This window comes from Seongchinamella unica (assembly GCF_004354085.1).
GTDB lineage: Bacteria > Pseudomonadota > Gammaproteobacteria > Pseudomonadales > Halieaceae > Halioglobus > Halioglobus unicus.
Genome location: NZ_SMSE01000001.1, coordinates 454,083 through 475,849 on the forward strand (window position 1 = coordinate 454,083; position 21,767 = coordinate 475,849).

Genomic DNA, 21,767 nt, shown 5'->3' on the forward strand with positions numbered 1-21,767 from the left:
TGCAATCGGTAATGACAGCAGACTCCAGTACAGACGCCCGTGACCCGTCCAGGGCGTCCGCCAAAGGCGCCAGCCGTTGAGCCGCCACTGGCATGTGCTCGGAGCCGGGTCCATGGGCTGTCTGTTCGCCACGGCGATCGGCAGCGCCGGCGGCAGGGTCAGCCTGTTGCTCCGCCCACCACTGCCCGCAACCCGGGGGGAAATCACCGTGGAATCCGTTGAGGGCAACAGGACCTGTCCGGTAACGCTCGATGACCAGAACGGAACTTCCCGGATAGAACAACTGCTGGTCTGCACCAAGGCCAACGACATCACCGACGCGGTGGCCGGCATTGCGCATCGACTGAAACCAGGTGCACCCATCCTACTGGCTGCCAACGGCATGGGCTATCTTGACTGGTTCGACAGGGAGTTGCCGGATCACCCGATCTATTGCTGCCTCAGCACTGAGGGTGCGTATCGCATCGCACCGTTGCATATCCGCCACGCAGGGCGAGGCAGAAGCCTGATCGGCAGCCCGGCGGGCCTCCCGGCCCCGGACTGGCTGCAGGACTGGACCGCGAGTTTCCTCGACGTCCAGTGGGAAAATGCTATCAACCGGGCGCAATGGCACAAGCTGGCAATCAACTGCGCCATCAATCCGCTAACCGCCCTGTACCGTTGCCGCAACGGAGAGCTGGCCCGCAACGAGGTGTTAAAAGTTCTGGTTGAGCAGCTTTGCGATGAGATCAGCATCGTCAGCGCCGCCGCCGGCTTCGGGGACACCGCAGCGACCATCCATCGTGATGTGGCAGGCGTGATAGCCGGCACCGCGGCCAACCGCTCATCCATGCTGCAGGACGTCATCGCCGGTCGCACCACAGAAATCAACTTCATCACCGGCTATCTGCTGAGCACCGCCGAGAGGCTGAACATCGATGCACCACTGCATCGCCAACTGTTGCAGCAGGTGACCGAGCTTGACCTTTAATCCCATGGAGGTCGCGCCCGCATGTCTGCTCTGGACGTTGTCGGTCAGCGGCCTGGTCGCCAGCGACTGGCACCACTTCCGGGCGGGAAGATTTATCTTCAAACCACTGGCCGCCCTGTCATTTATCTGGCTGGCGCTGCTGCTCGGGGCCACGCAGAGCAGCTACGGACAGTGGCTGCTGGCTGGCCTGCTGCTGTGTGCCCTGGGGGACCTGTTACTGATGTTTGAAGCGGAAAGCACCTTCCTCGGCGGGCTGATCGCGTTTCTGTGCGGTCACCTCCTGTACACGGCGGCGTTCATCCAGCTACCCGTGTCTGCGTCCGGATTGGCGCTGGCAGCGGTTCCGGGCCTGATACTGATGGTGCTAACCCTGCGCTGGCTAAAGCCCTATCTACACTGGCCGATGACCGCGGCAGTACCCGTCTATATCCTGGTTATCGTCGCCATGCTGGTATTCGCCGGCGGCACCTGGGGCCAGCCAGGCGTCCTGCTGATACTCTCCGGGGCCTGGGGCTTCGCATTCTCAGACCTGGCTGTAGCCAGGCGCCAGTTTGTCAGCCCCGCCAGGATCAATGGACTCTGGGGCACACCGCTGTACTTCGGCGCACAAATGCTGCTGGCCGCCAGCGTGGCATGGCAGTCCACCGCTGGGCTCTAGTCCAGCAGGGAGCGGGTATTGCTGGTGATCAAATCGCGCCAGACCGGCACCGGCATTTGCGGCGAGATGACAACCTGCCGATAGGCAAACGACTCACCGACACCGCGGGAGACCGTAAACAGACACAAGACTTCATCGCAGCGCAGGCTGGTTTTGAGCACGATCTCCGGGGCTGCCTCGGCGAGTGTCGCATAGTAGGCCCGCGGGCGCACCGACCCACTGGCATGCAAGGGGCCGATAACGGCCTCAGCGGCGCGGTAGACTTCTTCCATCAGCCATAACTCATCAATCTCCGGGGGCAGAACACTGTTGTCGGCAAGTGCTAAACCGGGGGGATCGAAATGAATTCTGGTTGGGTTGTCCTGCATCGCCAGCGCAATGGGAACCCCTATCACGACCGCCAGTGTCGCCGCCAGCGTGAACCGGGTGGAGGGGCGCAGGCCTCGCAATTGTCGCAGCGTGCGGCCGCCAACACTGCGCTTTATGCGGGAGCGTCCGCCGTCGCGCAATCCGGCGGGAATATTCAGCGGCAGGTCTTCCGGCGACTCGGGACGGAACGCCGACTCTGCCTCCCGTTGCAAGCACTCTACTTCCGCAATGGGCAATTGCTGTCGAAACTGGCGCAATTGCCCGCGTACCGGATGCGTGTTCGCCGGCCTGTCGCCCGGATTGCGCTGCAGCAGTTGCTCCACCAGGGAAGAGAGCCCCTCCGGCAAACGCTCTCCGGTCGCGGTATGGTTTTGCAACACAGGACCCGGACCCGCTAACAGCCGCCGGCTGTCCAACCGTCCCTGGCGGATGAACGGGTGCTCCGCGTAGAGCATGCGGTAGAGCAGGCAACCCAGCGCAAACAGGTCCGACCGCAGGTCAAGGCCCGCCCCGGTCAGATGCTCTGGCGCCAGGGCACTTTCACTGCCTCGATGCGGTAAACCCTCCGCGGTTATTTCCCTGGCAATACCAAAGTCGGTAAGTTTTGCCCGGCCCTGGCGGGTGATCAGCACGTTCGCCGCCTTGAGGTCGCCGTGCACCACTTTCTGCTGCCTCGCTATCGCCAGCGCGGCGGCAAGGTCAAGGCCAACCGTCAGCACACTGGCCACGCTCAGGACACGGTGCTGCAACAATTGTTCGAGGTCGCATCCGGGAACGTATTCCATCACCATCGCCAGGTGACCGGACGACTCGATGATGTCGAAAATCTGCACCACCTGCGGGCAGTTAATACGCGACGCCCGACGCGCCTCGGCAAGCGCCAGACGTCTGCTGGCGCGACTTGCGGGCAGATCGTGAATCTTGATCGCCACCTGGCGGTGCAAGCGGCTGTCGTAGCCGAGATAAACCCTGCCCTGACCGCCTCCCTTGATCAGGCGGACAATGCGGTAGGGCCCAACCCGGTTCTCGAGCGCTGGCATAGGCTCAGGCGCTGGCCCGAATGGCCCGCAGGCGCTGTCGCAGGCCGGATTCTGAAACCTGCAGGCTCATTGCCGCCTGGCGCACATCATTGCCACAGGCGTCCAGAGTGGAGCGGAGTTCACCCAGCGGCACATCGGAGGCACTGCGGAATTTTTCCGAATTGCCGATACGCCGGTACAGCGATTGCCTGCTAACCCCCAGCGCGTCTGCGACCGCCGCGACCTCATAGCGGGCGTCGCGCATGGCCACCTCAAACTCTGCCTCACTGACCTCACTCAAAGGACGCCACCGGCGTTCCGGGTGTGTCGGAAGCGCATCCGCTTCGCCTTCCCGGGAAGCGGCCCGCACCTGGGCCAGCAACGTCTCGGGAATGACTGGATCGCTGGCACTTGCGAGCACCACCTGGGCGGCAAAATTCTCCAGTTGGCGTACATTACCGGGCCAGTCGTAGCAGCAGAAGTCATAAAACAGCCGGGCCCAGCGCGCCAGACCACGCTCCTCGCGCATGGATGCTTCGATCCAGTGTTGACGTCCCTCCCTGGCAGCCATCCGCAGCAGCGCGTCAAGCAGGAGTTGGCCCATGTCCTCCAGGTGCTCGCGCAGGGCAGGGACATCGATTTCCAGGGTCCCGAGGCGGTAACGCAGCGCTGACTTGAAGCTGCAGTCCTCTCCGTCCAATGGTGCATCCGTTGCCGAAATGACCCTGACATCAATTTTTCGGGTAGCGCCGCCCACTACCTGGATCTCGCGTTGTTGCAGCGCCCTCAGCAGCAGCGGCTGCACCTCCTCCGGTGTGTCACCCACTTCATCCAGGAATAATGTCCCTCCTTCAGCCTGCTGGAAATAACCGGGGCGGGCCCTGTCCGCGCCGGTGAATGCACCGCGGGTGTTGCCAAACAGGTCCGCTGCCGCCAGGGAGGCAGGTATCGCCGCCATGTTCACGCTGACAAGAGGGCGACCCGCACGGCCGCTACCGGCGTGAATCGCCTGGGCAACCAGTTCCTTGCCGGCACCGGTTTCACCGCGAACAAGCACATCCAGGTCACTTTGCGCCGCTCGCTGGATCTGTGCCCGCAGCTGCCGCATCACCGGGCTTGACCCCAGCAGTCCGGCGCCGGCAGCCGTTTCGTCGACTGGAGCAGCAACGGTTCGCCTGAGCATCAGTACCACGGAATGGGACAACAGAAGCGGCACACCCGCCTCCAGTGCCGCATTATCGAGAACGACCTCGCCCTGCACCTCCCTTCCCGCTGCCCGGCAGCGACTGGCTTGTTGCGGCCGGATCAGCCGCACGCCATCGCCTGCAGACCGAACCTGCAGGGCCCGACGGCTGATATACCCGTTGTCCAGGGGAGCCGCCCCGGCATCGTCGCCGGCTGAAAAAAGGGGACTGTGACGACCCAGCACACACTCACCGGCCGCACAGTCCAGCACGGCACTCTGGCCGATCCGCTCAATCCGGGGATGAAAGACAATGGTGCAGCGCAACTCGGGTGTGCTGGCGGATGTGGCGACGACGTCGCTCAGGGTCGGTAAGGTGCTCTCGCTGCTGTCTGGCGACATGTGGCTACCGGCGACAGAAGCCGCCGTTCCGGTGGTTTTTTGTTCAGCTTAGCAGCTACCGGAAATTTTGCCCTGGCAGCTACACCAGCACCACCAGTGCCGCAATGAGCGCCACCCAGCAAATGCTGGCACGACGAACCAGCGCGACAAACGTTTCGTTCTGGGCTGCGGCCCGCTGGCCACTCAACCCTCCCTCTTCCGGCGGTACCCGATCTTCGCCCGTTGCGGCGAGTGCCACGCTGTAGAGCACATCCGTCGACGGCATGCGCGGCTCGCGCAGGGCATCCCATAATTCGTCAGCGCTGGCGACGAAATTGCCGGTGAGGGTAAAAGCGGCGGCCAACAGGCGCACGGGCACCCAGTCAACATAGAACAGCAGTTGCTGGCGATGGGCATTGCCATCACCACTGAGGTGTATCAGGCGATAGGCCAGGGCACCTGCCGGCCCGAGGACCAGAAAATAAAACAGCACGGCGAACCAGCGCTGGTAGGCCTCGTACAGAAAGCCCTGCTGCGCCCGTTGGTGCATGCTTTGCGAATCCAGTTGCTCGTCGGCATAAAACCAGTCGTATTCAGAAGAAGCAGCCAGCCAGGCCGCTTCGAAGTCACCCCGTCGACACTGGCTGCGATAGCGCTCCTGTTGTGCGCCCAGGTTGCTGCGGCCAAGACTGTAGAGCAGGATGATAACCGCGGCGCCGATCCAGGCCAGCCCGAACAACAGGGGCCTCAGCACGTCGAGCACCAGCGAAGCGGCAATCACCGGCAGCAGCACAGCGATAAGTACCTGCCAGGTCCCGTCAAGGCCGAGGGCGGCCAACTGCCCCTGCCAACGCCGGTACCAGCCATCGTGCAGCAGCCAGTCTTCCAGTGGCGTCAGTCGCTCGAGAACGATAGCGATAATCAAAGCGAGAAAAGTCATGAGGCGTACTCCTTGCCGATGGCGGGTATCGCCCGTCGGTAACGCTGCCAGTCGAAGGCGGGGCCAGGGTCGGTCTTGCGTCCCGGGGCGATCTCACAGTGGCCGGCAATACGCTCAGGCCCCATACCCGGATAGGCGCGAAACAGCGCGCCGGTTACCGCAGCCAGCGCTGTATATTGGGCATCGGTGTAAGGCAACTGATCCGTTCCCTCCAGTTCAATACCAATGCTGAAATCGTTGCAGTTATCGCGTCCGGCAAATTCGGACACACCCGCATGCCAGGCCCGATCATCAAAACGGACAAACTGCACCAGTTCGCCGTCCCGCCTGATCAACAAATGAGCGGAAACCCGCAGGCCCCGAATCTCGTCGAAAAAGGGATGTGCTTCCCAGTCCAGGCAATTGGTAAAAAAGCGCTCAATGCAATCGCCAGCAAATTGCCCCGGCGGCAGCGAGATATTGTGAATAACCAGCAGGTCCGGTGAACAGCCGGCGGGGCGCAGCTCGCAGTTGTCCGTCGGTACCCGGCGAGCCGCCAGCAACCAGCCATCCTCAACCCGGTAATATTCATTATCGTTCCCCATAGGCACATCATAGGTGAGTCTACCAGCCCCCTCAATGCCGGGGCTGTCGGAGCCGGTAACAGCCCTGCTACAATCAGCGCCCCTGAGATCAACCGACAGCAGCAATGGCCAGCAGCAATCCAGTAGTACCCACCCCGGAGCAAATTCGCGACAATGTACGCGCCGCACTGACGGAGGATGTCGGTGACGGTGACATCACCGCGCAGCTGATTCCCGCCGATGCCGTTGCCCAGGGGCGGGTGATTACCCGTGAACCCGGGATACTGTGCGGCTCACAGTGGGTGGATGCGGTGTTTGCCATGGTGGACCCGGCGATCACGCTGCAGTGGTTGAAAACGGATGGCGAGGCAATCGCGGCGGACGATATCCTGTTCACGTTCGCGGGCCCGGCACGGGGTTTACTCACCGGCGAGCGATCCGCCCTCAATTTTCTCCAGTTGCTGTCCGGCACCGCCACCCGCTGTCAACGCTATGCGTCCCTGGTAGCCGATACCGGCGTGAAGTTACTGGACACCCGAAAAACCATCCCCGGACTGCGGATTGCCCAGAAGTATGCCGTGCACTGTGGCGGCTGCCACAATCACCGGGTGGGGCTCTACGACGCCTTTCTGATCAAGGAAAACCACATCAAAGCCTGCGGCGGCATTGCGCAGGCGGTGCAGACAGCCCGCCAGAGCGCCCCCGGCAAGCCAGTGGAAGTTGAAGTGGAAAGTCTTGACGAGTTGCAGCAGGCTCTGGCAGCCGGCGCCGACCGCATCATGCTGGACAATTTTTCCCTTGAGGACATGCGCAGCGCGGTGGCAGACAGCGCCGGCCGCGCAGAGCTCGAGGCATCGGGCAATGTCACCGACCAGACCCTGAGGCCGATTGCCGAAACCGGGGTGGATTACATCTCCATCGGCGCCCTGACCAAGGATTGCAAGGCCCTGGATCTGTCCTTGCGCCTTTTATAGCAAGGCTGTCTCGCTGACGATAACACCGTTGTTGTCGGCGTAGATAAACTCGCCGGGCGCAATGGTCACGCCTCCCATGGACACCGGGACATCGCGCTGTCCCATGCCCAGTTTCTCGGTTTTCAGCGGCGTGGTTCCCAGTGCCTGGACCCCCAACCGGGTCTGGCCGATCTCGTCAACATCGCGAATCACCCCGTTTATCACCAGCCCGGCCCAGCCGTTGGCCGCCGCCTTTTCCGCCAGCATATCGCCCAGCAGTGCCCGGCGCAGGGAACCACCGCCGTCGACCACAATCACCCGACCTTCGCCCGGTTCGCCAACACAGGCTTTCACCAGTGAATTGTCCTCGTGGCACTTGATGGTGACTGCGGGGCCACCGAACTGCTTGACCGCCCCGTAGTTGTTGAACTGCAACTCCAGCGCTCGCGCCCGGGGATTATCGTCAGTGAGGTCCGGGGTGCTGATGCGGGTCATAATCAGATCCACTCCTGGGGGAACGACTGCAGGCTGCCGCCCGCCGTCGCCACCGCACCGGCATGAGCGGCGCAGCGCGGCAGTATCTGCTCCGCATAGTACAGCGCGGTGCCGATTTTGGCCTCGTAAAAGGGGTTGTCGCTACCTCCGCGCAGTCGCTCCAGCGCCACCAGCGCAGAACGGCCCAGGTGCCAGCCGCCAAACAGGTAGCCGGTCTGCATCATGTACTCGAAGGAGGCGCCCATAGCGGTACCGGTGTCGCTGGCCAGGGCCTGCAACACGACCTGGGTGGCACGCTCCTGATCCGCCAGGGCTGCATCCAGGGCCTCGGCGATCCCATGCAGGCGCTCATCGTCGGCAGCGCGCAACTGCGCTACCGTCCCCCGAAGTTCCTCCAGCACCGCTTCCATGGTTGCACCGCCGTCGCGGCCCAGCTTGCGAGACACCAGGTCCGCCGCCTGGATGCCATTGGTGCCCTCGTAAATGGGGGTAATACGCACGTCGCGCAAATACTGGGCGGCGCCGGTCTCCTCCACATAGCCCATACCGCCGTGCACCTGGACACCCAGCGAGGTCACCTCCTGGGCCACCTCCGACAGCCAACCCTTGATCACGGGGATCATCAGGTCGATACGGGCCTGCTGGCCGGCGCGCTGGTCTTGCGGGCCGCGGTGGGCCAGGTCCATTGTCACCGATTCCGTGTAGGCCAGGGCGCGCATGGCCTCACAGAGGGATTTCATGTTTAACAGCATGCGCTTGACGTCGGCATGCTCAATAATCGGCACCCCGCCCTGCACCCGGTCCCGGGCATAGGCAATCGCCTTCTGCAGCGAACCCTCAGCGGCACCCAGCGCCTGCACGCCCACCTTGTGGCGGGCCTCGTTCATCATGGTGAACATGCAGGCCAGACCGCGGTTTTCCTCGCCCAGCAGGTAGCCGATAGCGCCTTCGTTATCGCCAAACGCCATCACGCAGGTGGGGCTGCCGTGAATACCCAGCTTGTGCTCGCAGGAGACGGGGTACACGTCATTGCGCTCGCCGAGACTGCCATCCTCATTGACCAGGAACTTGGGAACGATGAACAGGGAGATGCCGCGGCTGCCGGCGGGGGCATCGGGCAATTTGGCCAGCACCAGGTGAATGATGTTCTCGGTGGCCTGGTGATCACCCCAGGTAATAAAGATTTTCTGCCCACTGATGCGATAGTGATCGCCCTCGGGCACCGCCTTGGCCTTCATGACCCCCAGGTCAGAACCGGCGCCCGACTCGGTCAGGTTCATGGTACCCATCCACTCGCCGGTGTGCATTTTCTCCAGGTAGGTCTGCTTCTGCTCTTCCGTGCCGTGGGCGTGGATGGCCAGGGCGGCACCGCTGCTGAGCAGGGGTGCCAGGCCCAGGGCCATATTGGCGGCATTCCACATTTCATGGCCCACGGTGTTGTAAATCTCCGGCAGGCCCTGGCCGCCGTAATTGGGGTCGGAGGAGATGCCCACCCAGCCTCCGGCACCCAGTTGCTGCAGGGCAGCGTCGTAGCCGGGTGATGTGGTCACCGCACCGTCGGCACAGACCGCGGGATGTTCGTCCCCCACCCGGCGCAGCGGGGCCAGCTCATCCCCGGCCAACTTGGCGGCCTCGTCTACCAGGGCAGTGGTCAGTTCCGGACCGATACCAAAGTCGGCGAAATCCGGGATAGAGCCCAGGACAGACCCGACGTCCAGCAACTCATCGATCAGAAAGTTCATGTCTTCAACTGGTGCGCGATAAGTACCCATGGATTCTCCTGGTTAAATCTGTGGCAGTGCGGAAAGTAGTATAGGACGGGACCCAAAGAAACGATTGTCCCAAAAACGTTGGCAATTTTATCCTCAGGCGTATAATTCCCAAAAACTATCGTCAGTATTTTCACCATTCACAATGTGAATATGGGGGCCCCGTGAACGTCAACCGAGTCGACCTCAATCTGCTGGTTTATCTCGACGCGCTGCTGAGGGAGCGCAACGTCACCCAGGCAGCCAACCAGCTGAACCTCAGCCAGCCCGCCATGAGCAACGGGCTCAGGCGCCTGCGGGAGTTGTTCGACGATCCGCTGCTGGTGCGGACCAGCGATGGCATGACCCCGACGGAACGCGCCCTGGAACTGGAACCGGTGGTGCGGGAGGTACTGACGACGATTGACCGGGCTGTGCAGCCACGCACTCAGTTCGAGCCGGACAAGGCGCAACGGGTGTTCCGAATCATGGCCAGCGACTATGCCGAAGCGACCCTGTTTCCCGCGGTGATGGCCAAGCTGCGCAGCCTTGCACCCGGCATCACCCTGGACATCATGACCCCCTCCGACGTCAGCTTCCTGGACGTGGAACGGGGCAAGGTGGACATGGTCATCAACCGTTTCGACTCCATGCCCCAGTCCTTCCACCAGATTCACCTGTGGGACGATACGTTTTCCTGCATTCTCAATGCCGAAAACCCCATGCTGGAGAATTTTACCCTGGAAACCTACCTCGCCGGCGACCATGTCTGGGTGAGCAAGACCGGCATGGGCGTGGGAGTGGGGGTCAACCCGGACGATGTGCAGCGCCTGGGCTGGGTGGATGTGGCCCTCAACAAACTGGGGAAAAAGCGCCAGATTCGGGTGTTCACCCGCCACTACCAGGCCGCCATGACCCTGGCGGAACAGAATGACCTGATTGTCACCCTGCCCACCCGGGCCGCCCTGCTGAAGCGGGACAATCCTCGGGTCGTGTTGCGCGAACCACCGCTGGAAATCCCCCCCCTGGAGCTGAAAATGGCCTGGAGCCCGCTGCTCCAGCACAACCCGGCCAACCGCTGGCTGCGCAAGCTGATCGCCGATACCGCCAGGGAACTGGACGGGCAGGAGCCCACACTTTGAGATTCACCTCAGGAATGGCGGTGATAAAAACGATAAATTAGCTAAATCTTACCCCTGCTCCTAGAATTTGCCCTGATATCGCGGGCACCTGCCCCCGCCTCCGTTTCTACAAGGACAGCACATGACCGATCGCACCCAGAAGGGCGGCCTGCAAGTCGCCACCGTACTCCACCAGCTACTGGAAAACGACATTGCCCCGGGCACCGGTATCGACCCCGAGGATTTCTGGCGGGCGCTGGAAGCCATTGTGACCGACCTCGCGCCTGAAAACCGCGCCCTGCTGCAGGTGCGAGAGGACCTGCAGGAGAAAATTGACCAGTGGCACCGGGCCAATCCGGGGCCGGATTACGACAAGGCCGCGTACAAGGCCTTCCTCCAGGATATCGGCTACCTGCTGCCGGAGGGTGAGGACTTCGCCATCAGCACCGGGAATGTCGATCCGGAAGTCGCCACCCTTGCCGGGCCCCAGTTGGTGGTGCCGGTGATGAATGCCCGCTACGCCCTCAACGCGGCCAATGCCCGCTGGGGCAGCCTGTACGACGCCCTTTACGGCACCGATGTGATTCCCGAAGAGGGCGGCGCTGAACGCGCTGGAGCCTACAACCCGGTGCGCGGCGATAAAGTCATCGCCTACGCTCGGGATTTCCTCAACAAACACTGCCCGCTGGCGACCGGCGACCACACCCTGGCCAGGGCCTACACTGTGGCCGATGGACAACTGCAGGTTGCCCTGCAAACCGGTGACAGCACCGGACTGGCGGACCCCACCCAGTTCGCCGGTTACAGCGGCAGCGAGGACGGGCCCGAGAGCATCCTGCTGCGCCACAACGGCCTGCACATCGAGATCCAGATCGACCCGGCCAGCCCCATCGGCGCCACTGATGCCGCGGGGGTCAAGGACCTGGTGCTGGAGGCGGCGCTGACCACCATCCAGGACTGCGAGGACTCGGTGGCGGCAGTGGACGCCGAGGACAAGGTCGTGGTCTACCGCAACTGGCTGGGCCTGATGCGCGGCGACCTCGAAGACAGTTTCGACAAAGGCGGCAAGACCACCACCCGCACACTGAACCCGGATCGCGAGTTCACCGCTGCCGACGGGAGCACCCTCACCCTGCCCGGCCGCAGCTTATTGTTCGTGCGCAACGTGGGCCACCTGATGACCAACGAGGCGATCCTGGATGCCGGGGGCAACGAGATACCCGAGGGCATCATGGACGGCATGTTCACCGCGCTGATCGCCCTCCACGACCTGAACAAGGACGCCGGTGCCGCACGCAACTCGCGCGAAGGCAGTGTGTACATTGTAAAACCCAAGATGCACGGCCCCGACGAAGTGGCCTTCACCTGCAAATTGTTCGACCGTATCGAAGACGCCCTGGGCTTGGCACGCAATACCCTGAAAGTCGGCATTATGGACGAGGAGCGCCGCACCACGGTCAACCTGAAGGCGTGCATTCGGATCGCCAGAGAACGATTGGTGTTCATCAATACCGGCTTCCTCGACCGCACCGGCGATGAGATTCATACCAGCATGGAAGCGGGCGCCATGACCCCCAAGGGCGCCATGAAACAGGAGCCCTGGATCAACGCCTACGAAGACTGGAACGTGGACAAGGGCCTGGCCTGTGGCCTGCAGGGCAAAGCCCAGATCGGCAAAGGCATGTGGGCCATGCCCGACATGATGGCGGAAATGATGAAGGCCAAGATCGGCCACCCGCTGGCAGGCGCCAGCACGGCCTGGGTCCCCTCCCCCACGGCTGCGACCCTGCACGCGATGCACTACCACGACGTCAATGTGGCCCAGCGCCAGGAAGAACTGAAGACCCGTGAACCGGCCTCGCTGGATGATATTCTCGCCATTCCGCTGAAAGGCGCGGCAGGTCTTTCTGCTGACGACATCCAGCGGGAGCTGGACAACAACGCCCAGGGCATCCTCGGTTATGTGGTGCGCTGGATTGACCAGGGCGTGGGCTGCTCCAAGGTACCCGACATCAACCATGTGGGCCTGATGGAAGACCGCGCGACCCTGCGTATCTCCAGCCAGCACCTGGCCAACTGGCTGCGCCACGGCGTGTGCAGTGAAGAGCAGGTGCGCGAGACACTGGAGCGCATGGCCGTGGTGGTGGATGAGCAGAATGCCGGCGACCCGGCCTACCGCAACATGGCGCCCAACTTCGATGACAGCGTGGCCTTCCAGGCCGCCTGCGATCTGGTCTTCCTGGGAAGAGAGCAGCCCAGTGGTTACACCGAACCGGTGCTGCACGCGCGGCGTCGGGAAGCGAAGGCGAAGTACGGCGCCTGAGCGCCGCCCGTTCGGATCAAAGCCGGCGATTGCCGGCTTTTTTATTCCTCCTCAACCGAGTCCTTGTACTGCAGGTTGGTCAATTGTTCGGCGAGCAGGCCGATGAGGAAGATAATCATCCCGGTGAGTAACAGCAGCGTGCTCATATTGGTAAAACGCACCTGCCCCGAGGTCAGGTTGGCCACCAGGTAATTCAGGATACCCAGACCGCCCACGAAGACCGACATCGGAAAATACACTTTCAGTGGCGAGTACAACGTACCGATCTTGAAAATAATCAGGAAGAACCGGACCCCGTCACGCAGCACATTGATATGGCTCGTGCCGAGTCGCCTGGACACCTTGATCGGCACAAACCCGACCGAGTATCCCGCGCGGAAGAAGGCCATGGTCGAGGTAGTGGGGTAACTGAATCCGTTGGGCAGCAGGTAAAGGAAGCTGAGAAATTTCTTGCGCTTAACGGCGCGGAAGCCCGATGTCAGGTCCTCGATCTTGCTGTTTACCATCCAGCTGGCCAGCCGGTTGTAAAGCGTGTTGGCGCTCCAACGCGCCAGACTGGCCTGATCGTCGCGCCCGGTGCGGGCGCCGATCACCATGTCGTAACAACCCTCATCCAGCTTGTACAGCAGCTTCTCGACATCCGCAGGATCGTGCTGGCCGTCGCCATCCATAAAGACAATATAATCGCCATGCGCGGCCCGGGCCCCGGATTTAATCGCTGCCCCATTGCCCTTGCTGTAGGGGTGAGACACCACTGTGACCTCATACTGCTGGCAAACAGCCACCGTGCCATCGCTGGAGCCATCATTCACCACCACGATCTCAGCGTCGGGATAGGACTCCCGCAGCTTCGGCAGGGTCAATGCCAGACCCTGCTCCTCGTTTTTGGCCGGAATGACAATCGAGAAGTTCAAATTTCAGTTCTCCAGATAAAGCGCCAGCGTATCCTGCTCGCCGCGGTTCAGTTTCCCGGCATCCTGCAGCTTTTGCAACCGGGCAATGAACTTATCTGCTTGCTCGCGCCGGTTCAGGGCGGTGCTGAAGTGTAATTGCATCAGCATGCCGCGAACGCTGTCGGGGGACAGCGCCAGGAAGCGTTCGGTGTACTGGTAAGCGTCCTCCCAACGCTGCTGGGCGTTGGCCAGCATGGCCAGGGCGGAGAACATCTGGGCGGAGGCGAGGGTTGTGTCAAACGTCTGCAGGTATAGCCCGGCCAAGTGATCCAGGAATCCTTCCCAGTCGAAGTCGGGGCAGACGTCGCCCTGCCTGAGCTTGACAACAGTACTCATCGTATTCACATCTCCCAGGGGACGGGAAGGCTCCACAGCGCCTAACTTCTCATATTCAGCTTGAAAGAGAGGTTTTCCAGCTACACAAGAAAGAGCAATATTTCTCAACACGTAATCACCATGAGATTCATCGGCAGCAGCGGTATGTTTGAGCGATACACCAAAAGCCAACTGCGAATACTTCAGCGCTCCATCTCCAGCCCCTGCGGACGCGAGCTGAAACGCATATTCTTTGTTAGCCCTCGCTGATTCTGGGTGGCCATTCACATGCTGCATAGCTAGTAGAGGTGAACTTGACCAAATCTGCACTTGTGAGCTGGCTTGAAGAGACAGCCACAACACATAAATCCAAACCCATACCAGCAGGGGCGAGCCAACCTCAGGCCACTTACGCAACAATGCTACGAAAACCACCAAAGGTAAAATCACCAGCCCGATTGACGGCAGATAGTTTCGATGCTCAAAATACAACTCCAGAGGGAGAATCGAAGACTCTAGACTGTGCGCGACTATAAAAAATACAGGGCCAAAAACCAGCCGACGACATCTTTTAAATGAAATAGAAAACAGAAAAATACCTAGCACTACCGCCAAACCTAACAACGAGGTTAGTGTTGAAAGAGGCTGCAATACAGAGCTGGAAACTTCGTAGTCATCATGGAAAAGTCCTAAACGAGACATGTCTGGATGATAGAATTGCCCCACATAGTCCCACAATGCTCGCGCTTGAGTTAACACTCGCTGTTGAAGCGTGAACTCTCTTATGCTGTAGCCAGATTGTATCCAATCCCACTTAATTACGGCTACGAGAACCATAACTGCGATACCAAAGACCAGCAAAAAAACTACAATCCTTTTTATGCGAGCGTCGATATCACCGCCCACACCTTCGAATTGCAGATACAAAAGCTCCAAAAGAAGAATTAGTGGAATGAAAAGAATCCCATTTTCCTTGGAAAGAACAGCAAGCGCACCAAAAAAGAGACAAGCAAACATGTACAGAGAGTGACCATGACCAGAGACCTGGCTCTTTCGCCATAACAAGTAACAAATCAAACTTGCGATAGAGAACATGGTGGCCAATATGGCCATGCGCTGCACCACATATAGAACTGTACTTACATGCAATGGCGCAACCAACCAAATGGCGGCAAAAGGCACTGCAATCAACCCGGCGTTCCGCACAGAAGTAAACGACAGAAGCAATTCCAGAAACCAGGCTAGAAGAACTCCTGTTAAAACATGGAGGAATATATTGGATTGCTTGCCCGAAGCCACGATGTCGTCAGAGATAGCAGCCTCGAGCACAAAAGTACTCATGGATACGAAGCGGCCAAGCAGGCCAGATTGATCTCCAAATGCGTAATCAAATGACCATTCGGGTCGCTCCCCAAGGTTTGGCAAGTGCCCTAGGCTCGAAAAATCATCCAAGAGGTAGGGGCCATTGACACCCGGAGCGTACAACCAGGCTACGTAAGCCACCAGGGCAGATAGGAAGAGATAAGCCTTAATACTAGCAACTCTCTTTGTTTGCATCACAAACATGCTCTACTCAGTCAAGTTTCGTCTAAAGTCATGTCGTACTGAGAGGAACCGAACAACCGACTAATCTGCAATATCTCTCTACGCTTGCGGTCAGTCAGCAGCCAATGCCGAACTGATTCGTAGACCCCAGACATATCCCCTATCTCGATACGCTCCAATATTTGTTGCTGATAAACTCTAGTATTACCTGGGTCTTTTTTTTGTGCAGAATATAGAAGGGCTGATTTCTCTTTAACTGACCAGTTCCCACTAGAAAGGTATCGATACTCGAAAAGATCAATGCTCGAGTTGCGGGGAAATCGTTCATGAAGAATATCGAAAAATTGTCGCGCACTGCGGGGGTTTACTTCGCACAACTGTCGCGACATACAGTCCACCAGCGTATCCAAGGCTGTCCAGTCCGATGGCTGCAACTTTCTAGAGAGCAAAAGATTCTTTAGTTTACCAATCCAGTCGTGGTTCAACCCTAACGCTGGAAAGTGATAGCTATCCATGTAGTGAAGCAGCACTAAAGCTGCTACGTCTCGCGGGTTTTTCTGATGCATAACTTCAAGATGATGTCTCGCCATTATCAAATACTTTTTGACTTGTTGGTTTTCGGGATCCAGCGCGCGCTGTCTTGAGTATTCTTCTAAAAGTGCATCGGCCAAGAAGAAATGCGATCTCGACGAGTTTGGATGATTATGTACATTGGTCGAACTCAAGCGAATTGGATCTGCCCATGTGTAAACACGAAGTGCGAGTGCCGTGAAAGTGAGCACCAACAGTGAAGAAATTATCAGCCGCGGACGCACTAACCCTCTGCATCTCTGTGCAGTGAGCCATATGCCTAGCGCCAGAAAAATAGCCAAGCTGATACTCGGTAAATAATTGCGATGCTCATAAACCATCTCTAGCGGCCAAATACCTGACTCCATAAAGTGTCCAATAAGATAAAAGAGCACTGAGAGGCTAAACAGTGGAAGTCGATCTTTTAGCATTATCGCGCTAAGCAGACATACGCCCCAAAAACATACTGCGAAAACTGTCCTAACAGGCCCTAAGAGTGATGTAGACACAACCACATCATCATGCTGAAAGCCCATGCTATTAATATCAGGTAGAACTATCCAAAAGACGTACTGCCACAGTAGCCGAGCTTGGGTCAACAACCTTTCTTCAACAGTAAACTCCCGTCCATAGTATCCCGATAGCAAAGCATGAGGGGTGAAAAATAAAACCAGGAAAAAAACTAGGAGCGGGAAACATAGAGCTAAAACACCTAAATTCTCTAGCCAGCGAACTTTCCTGCCGGCCCATTCACCCTTAAACAGGGTGAACTCGAGAGCTGTGATTAGCCACAGGGCCAGCGCGCCATTTTCCTTGCTAAAAGTAGCTAGAAAAATCAACATAAATAACCATAACGCTGTGGCAACTACATCTCCGATTGTCGCCCCATTTCTAGCCCACCTGCGGCGTTTAAACATGAAAACGATTAAGGATGAGAGCACGAAAAGCGCACTTAACTGCGTCATTCGCTGAACTGCATAAAGCACCGTTGATACGTGCAAAGGTGCCAAAACCCAAATACTTACGGCAATAAATGCTACCCACTGCTTGTTACTGACCGAGAGGGACAAATGAGACACGGCCAGAACCTGCAGTGCAAAGATGTAGACTAGCGCTGCAACACCTAGATGTATCAATAGGTTGACACTTTTTAAATAAAAAGCCTCGATTCCGCCATGCACAAAGTTCTGGGCGACAAACGTAAACATCGAGACTGGCCTCCTGGTAATGCCTGAGACTGAACTGAATGTTGCAGTTCGCCATTCCTCGAGAGACTCTCCGCTAACTCTTAAATGGACATTTGAAGTTAAAGTTGGGCCGTCATCGAACATGAGCGGGCCTGACAGCCCAGGGAAATATGCAAATGTCACAAACAAGACGAGAATGCCAAGTGCACAAACCAGTTCATTCGTTCTGATGAAAAGCAAAAAAGATTTATAAGCGGTCATTTTCGAGAGGCTATCACAAAAAAACCCGACCAAGGGCCGGGTTTTTTACTCAACCGAAACCGATCAATTTCGGCAGTTGGAAGGCAAGTATTTTGAGGGAACTACAGTTGTCGCCTTTGGTGTGCTCTGTGCCGCTGACTTACACACCCACTTCAAAGTGTTTCCGCCGCCTGTAGCGCCTGAAAGCGAGAAGCCGTAGGGGTTTGTTGGGGCTGCGCCAGGAATGACACCTGGCTGGATTGTAGCCGTGATGATCGGTAAGTTACTAGCTGAATTATAGACCACAGAAGCTACAATATCCTTGTTCGGATTGGTCAGAATTCCAGCCTTATCACTATCCGCTGGCATGGCGTTATTTGTAGCATAGTACTCCGACACCGAAGTCTTCGCCTCAGCCAATGCCGCAGCCGGCTCTGACATCTTGGAACGGACGATATAGTCCTGGTAGGCAGGCAGTGCAATCGCCGCGAGAATACCGACGATCGCGATCACGATCATCAGTTCGATCAGGGTGAAACCCTTTTGAGCTGTTTTCTGAATGTTCATGTTTCCCTACTCCATTGAGAATGTTTGCTTTATGGGACCTCGTCACCCGGGGGTAACGCACTGTCGCCAGTGTGCCTGAGACTACCTGCAGAGATCGGGCCAAGTTTTCACCTGATCGCTGCCAAAGTGTATTTACCTTTTTAATATCAATGACTTGAAAACAAAAACAGGATTAGCTGATTTTTCGACCGGGCGAAAAAGTTAGGGCAACCCCCGCCGCGACTGTCACAAGCTGACAATTTTTGTCAGCTTTGTCCGAAGCCAACCTGGAAAACTTGCCTGGAACGATTTTCCTGCACAGGCGAGGCCATGCCTACAGGAATCCAGTAGAGTTAGAGCGTATATAGGACGCTGGATCCCCGCCTACGCGGGGATGACGTCCGGGGCTGGGGAAACGAACACGGCAACATTGCCCTGGATACCCGCCTACGCGGGTATGACAATGGGGGATTACGTAAAGGTGAAGGTCAATCCCGCCTGCACAAGGAGACCCTCTCAAACTGTGCAATTCAGCTCGCAATCGAAATGACGACAAGTCGCTGACCGACCAGGCTCTATTTGGAAAACCTGTAGATTTCCCCAATCAAAGCCTGACAGGGGCTATGAGCCGCCCAAACCAGTGTTTATACTCGTTAATTGAAGGAAAGTGAGAGCAGGCCTGGCCTGCATCCGGGGAATGTAAGCGCCGATGAATGACAAGGGTATAGGGCAACTCAGTGGCCTCGCGGGGAGGCTCGTCGCCGAGGGATTGATCTCCGCGGAAGAGGCTTCCCAGGCCCAGCGCGAGGCGTCCATGGAGCAGGTGCCCCTGGTCAGCTATCTGGTGGAGAAGAAGAATGTCGACAGCCGGCGCCTGGCGGCGGTCGCCTCCCAGGAGTTTGGTGTTCCCCAGTTCGACGCCACCTGTTTCGACCTGACGGTCATTCCCCAGGGGGTGGTACAGGTCGAGCTGGTGATCAAGCACCACGCACTGCCGCTCTTCCGCCGCGGGAACCGGCTGTTCATCGCCGTATCCGACCCCACCAACCTGGCGGCCCTGGACGAGATCAAGTTCCATACCGGGATCAATACTGACGCGGTGCTGCTGGAAGAGCGCGCACTCACCAAGATGATCAATACCTGGGTGGACACCCAGGACACCCTGAGCGATGGCCTTGATGCTATCGACGCCGAAGACCTCGAGGGCATCGACGTCTCCTCCGGCGAGGGCGATGCCGACGAGGGTAACGACGCGGTTGATGAAACGCCTATCGTGCGCTTCGTCAACAAGGTCTTGATAGACGCCATCAAGCAGGGCGCTTCTGATATTCACTTTGAGCCCTACGAGCACGACTACCGGGTGCGGTTCCGCACCGATGGCGTATTGCGGGAGATGGTCAGGCCACCCCGTAATCTGTCCGCACGGCTGGCGGCCCGTCTCAAGGTGATGTCACAAATGGACATCTCCGAGCGACGCATTCCCCAGGACGGCCGTATCCAGATGAAGCTGTCACGCAACCGGGCAATCGACTTTCGTGTCAACACGCTGCCGACCCTGTTCGGTGAGAAGATCGTGCTGCGTATCCTTGATCCCAGCAGCGCCCAGTTGGGCATCGACGCACTGGGTTACGAGCCGGAGCAGAAGGAACTGTATCTCAAGGCCCTCAACCAGCCCCAGGGCATGATCCTGGTGACCGGTCCCACCGGTTCCGGTAAAACGGTCTCCCTGTACACCGGCCTCAACATTCTCAACACCCCGGAGCGCAACATCTCCACCGCGGAAGACCCGGTCGAAATCAACCTCGCCGGCATCAACCAGGTGCATGTCAATCCCAAGGTCGGCCTGAATTTCGCCGAGGCCCTGCGCTCATTCCTGCGCCAGGACCCGGACATCATCATGGTCGGTGAGATCCGCGACCTGGAAACGGCCGAAATCGCCATCAAGGCGGCACAGACCGGTCACCTGGTGTTGTCCACACTGCACACCAACAGCGCCGCCGAAACCATTACCCGCATGCTGAACATGGGGGTACCTTCATTCAACCTGGCCACCTCCGTTGACCTGATCATCGCCCAGCGCCTGGCACGCCGGCTGTGCAAGGAATGTGCGGTACCGGCCGACGAGATCCCCCACGACACACTGATCAATGAGGGATTCTCCGAAGCGCAGCTCGCTGACGCCAGGATCATGAAGGCGGTGGGCTGTGATCTGTGCAACGACGGCTACAAGGGGCGGGTGGGTATTTACGAGGTGGTGCGCATAACACCCAAGATCGCCTCACTCATTATGGAAGAAGGTAACTCGATTCAGATTCAGGAAGCGGCCACCAGAGAGGGCTTTAACACCCTGCGGACGTCGGCCCTGCGCAAAGTGGCGCAGGGCATCACCTCGCTGGAAGAGGCCAACCGTATCACGGTGGACTGAGATAACTAAAGGACTGGAACAGGGGCGGTAACAACTATGGCAACGGTAACAGGCAACGATGTATTTACCTGGAGCGGCGTCGACAAGAACGGACGCAACTCCAAGGGCGAGATATCTGCGTCCAGCAGCGCAATGGCCAAGGCGCAGCTGCGGCGACAGGGCATCAAACCCAAGACCGTCAAGAAAAAACCCAAGCCACTGTTTGGCTCCGGCCAGGGCAAGGCGATCAAAGCCGCCGATATCGCCATTTTCACCCGCCAGCTGGCTACCATGATGAAAGCCGGCGTGCCGCTGGTGCAGAGCTTTGAGATTGTGGGCGACGGGCTGGACAAGCCGCGCATGCGCACCCTGGTCGCCGAGATCAGGAACGATGTCGCCTCTGGCTCCGGGCTGGCCCCATCGCTGGCCAAACACCCCAGGCACTTCGATGACCTGTTCTGCAGCCTGATCGCCTCCGGCGAAGAGTCCGGTACCCTGGAAGTCATGCTGGACCGGGTCGCCACCTACAAGGAAAAGACCGAGGCCCTCAAGGCCAAGATCCGCAAGGCGATGACTTATCCCATCGCGGTCATGGTGGTCGCCGTCGTCGTTACCCTGATCCTGCTGATCAAGGTAATCCCGGTGTTCGCCAGCACCTTCCAGAACTTCGGCTCCGACCTGCCGGCCTTCACCCAGTGGGTACTCAATATTTCCGAGTTCGTGCAGGAGTGGTGGTTTATCGCCCTGCTGGGGATGGTTGCCATTGCCTTTGCGTTCCGCGAACTCAAGTTCCGATCGGTGCGCTTTTCCGAATGGCTGGACCAGTTGGCGCTAAAGTTCCCGATCGTCGGCGGCATTGTGCACGACGCGGTGATCGCCCGTTTCTCGCGCACCCTGGCCACCACTTTCGCAGCCGGCGTGCCGCTGGTTGACGCGCTGGAATCAACCGCCGGCGCGGCCGGCAACTCGGTGTATAGCAAGGCGATCCGCCAGATCAAGGACGATGTCACCACCGGTTCCACCCTCTATAACTCCATCAAGGCCACCGGACTGTTTCCCAACATGCTGCTGCAAATGGTGTCCATTGGCGAGGAATCCGGCGCCCTTGATGACATGCTCAGCAAAGTGGCCGATCATTACGAACAGGCCGTGGATGACGCGGTGGACAACCTCAGCTCCCTGCTGGAGCCGTTGATCATGTCCATACTGGGTGTGCTGGTCGGCGGCCTGCTGATCGCCATGTACCTGCCCATCTTCATGCTCGGATCGGTCATCTAGGCTTTA

17 protein-coding genes are annotated in these 21,767 nt (G+C 58.8%); 7 read left to right on the plus strand and 10 right to left on the minus strand.

Going from position 1 to position 21,767, the window contains the following annotated elements; genetic code table 11:
* Positions 1-94 precede the first annotated feature (94 nt).
* Both E2F43_RS02090 and E2F43_RS02095 read left to right on the plus strand, forming a co-directional pair.
* On the plus strand, positions 95-970 hold the full coding sequence (locus E2F43_RS02090) for a ketopantoate reductase family protein (protein WP_275259592.1): 876 nt from the start codon (positions 95-97) through the stop codon (positions 968-970).
* Positions 960-1,628, plus strand: coding sequence for a lysoplasmalogenase family protein (locus E2F43_RS02095; protein WP_133209215.1), 669 nt, complete (start codon positions 960-962; stop codon positions 1,626-1,628). The genes E2F43_RS02090 and E2F43_RS02095 overlap by 11 nt, the downstream gene beginning before the upstream one ends.
* Here E2F43_RS02095 and E2F43_RS02100 read toward each other — a convergent pair.
* The 4 genes from E2F43_RS02100 to ampD form a co-directional block, all read right to left on the minus strand.
* Positions 1,625-3,037 (minus strand): serine/threonine protein kinase, encoded by a 1,413-nt coding sequence (locus E2F43_RS02100; RefSeq protein ID WP_133209216.1) that lies wholly within the window; start codon positions 3,035-3,037, stop codon positions 1,625-1,627. The genes E2F43_RS02095 and E2F43_RS02100 overlap by 4 nt on opposite strands.
* 4 nt (positions 3,038-3,041) lie before the next feature.
* Positions 3,042-4,601 (minus strand): sigma 54-interacting transcriptional regulator, encoded by a 1,560-nt coding sequence (locus tag E2F43_RS02105; RefSeq protein ID WP_133209217.1) that lies wholly within the window; start codon positions 4,599-4,601, stop codon positions 3,042-3,044.
* Between the two features lie 79 nt (positions 4,602-4,680).
* Entirely contained in the window at positions 4,681-5,520 is an 840-nt protein-coding gene (ampE, locus tag E2F43_RS02110) for a regulatory signaling modulator protein AmpE (protein ID WP_133209218.1), read from the minus strand.
* Positions 5,517-6,104 carry a 1,6-anhydro-N-acetylmuramyl-L-alanine amidase AmpD gene (gene ampD / locus E2F43_RS02115; protein ID WP_133209219.1) on the minus strand — a complete coding sequence of 196 codons (588 nt, stop codon included), beginning with the start codon at positions 6,102-6,104 and terminating at the stop codon, positions 5,517-5,519. Before ampD ends, ampE begins: the two co-directional genes overlap by 4 nt.
* A 104-nt stretch (positions 6,105-6,208) precedes the next feature.
* Between ampD and nadC the strand changes: the two genes are divergently transcribed.
* The gene (gene nadC, locus E2F43_RS02120; RefSeq protein ID WP_133209220.1) at positions 6,209-7,057 is read left to right on the plus strand and encodes a carboxylating nicotinate-nucleotide diphosphorylase; all 849 of its coding nucleotides are present in this window, start codon (positions 6,209-6,211) and stop codon (positions 7,055-7,057) included.
* Here the strand turns inward: nadC and rraA are convergent.
* Both rraA and E2F43_RS02130 read right to left on the minus strand, forming a co-directional pair.
* On the minus strand, positions 7,052-7,531 hold the full coding sequence (gene rraA, locus E2F43_RS02125; protein WP_133209221.1) for a ribonuclease E activity regulator RraA: 480 nt from the start codon (positions 7,529-7,531) through the stop codon (positions 7,052-7,054). The genes nadC and rraA overlap by 6 nt on opposite strands.
* Positions 7,532-7,533: 2 nt before the next feature.
* Entirely contained in the window at positions 7,534-9,303 is a 1,770-nt protein-coding gene (locus E2F43_RS02130; protein ID WP_133209222.1) for an acyl-CoA dehydrogenase, read from the minus strand.
* Positions 9,304-9,464: 161 nt separating this feature from the next.
* Here E2F43_RS02130 and E2F43_RS02135 point away from each other — a divergent pair, with 161 nt between their 5' ends.
* On the plus strand, positions 9,465-10,421 hold the full coding sequence (locus tag E2F43_RS02135) for a LysR family transcriptional regulator (RefSeq protein WP_133209223.1): 957 nt from the start codon (positions 9,465-9,467) through the stop codon (positions 10,419-10,421).
* 121 nt (positions 10,422-10,542) lie between these two features.
* Positions 10,543-12,723 carry a malate synthase G gene (locus tag E2F43_RS02140; RefSeq protein WP_133209224.1) on the plus strand — a complete coding sequence of 727 codons (2,181 nt, stop codon included), beginning with the start codon at positions 10,543-10,545 and terminating at the stop codon, positions 12,721-12,723.
* 41 nt (positions 12,724-12,764) lie between these two features.
* On the opposite strand, the gene E2F43_RS02145 is transcribed toward E2F43_RS02140, so the two are convergent.
* The 4 genes from E2F43_RS02145 to E2F43_RS02160 form a co-directional block, all read right to left on the minus strand.
* Positions 12,765-13,637, minus strand: a complete 873-nt coding sequence (locus tag E2F43_RS02145) for a glycosyltransferase family 2 protein (RefSeq protein ID WP_133209225.1) — start codon at positions 13,635-13,637, stop codon at positions 12,765-12,767.
* 3 nt (positions 13,638-13,640) lie between these two features.
* The gene (locus E2F43_RS02150; RefSeq protein ID WP_133209226.1) at positions 13,641-15,557 is read right to left on the minus strand and encodes a hypothetical protein; all 1,917 of its coding nucleotides are present in this window, start codon (positions 15,555-15,557) and stop codon (positions 13,641-13,643) included.
* Positions 15,558-15,568: 11 nt separating this feature from the next.
* Positions 15,569-17,314 (minus strand): hypothetical protein, encoded by a 1,746-nt coding sequence (locus E2F43_RS02155; RefSeq protein ID WP_133209227.1) that lies wholly within the window; start codon positions 17,312-17,314, stop codon positions 15,569-15,571.
* A gap of 303 nt (positions 17,315-17,617) precedes the next feature.
* A complete protein-coding gene (locus E2F43_RS02160) occupies positions 17,618-18,100 on the minus strand; it encodes a pilin (protein WP_133209228.1) in 483 nt (160 codons plus the stop codon).
* A 688-nt stretch (positions 18,101-18,788) separates the two neighbouring features.
* Here E2F43_RS02160 and pilB point away from each other — a divergent pair.
* Complete coding sequence (pilB, locus tag E2F43_RS02165; protein ID WP_133209229.1) at positions 18,789-20,504, plus strand: type IV-A pilus assembly ATPase PilB; 1,716 nt, start codon at positions 18,789-18,791, stop codon at positions 20,502-20,504.
* 36 nt (positions 20,505-20,540) lie between these two features.
* Complete coding sequence (locus tag E2F43_RS02170) at positions 20,541-21,761, plus strand: type II secretion system F family protein (protein WP_133209230.1); 1,221 nt, start codon at positions 20,541-20,543, stop codon at positions 21,759-21,761.
* Positions 21,762-21,767: the final 6 nt, after the last annotated feature.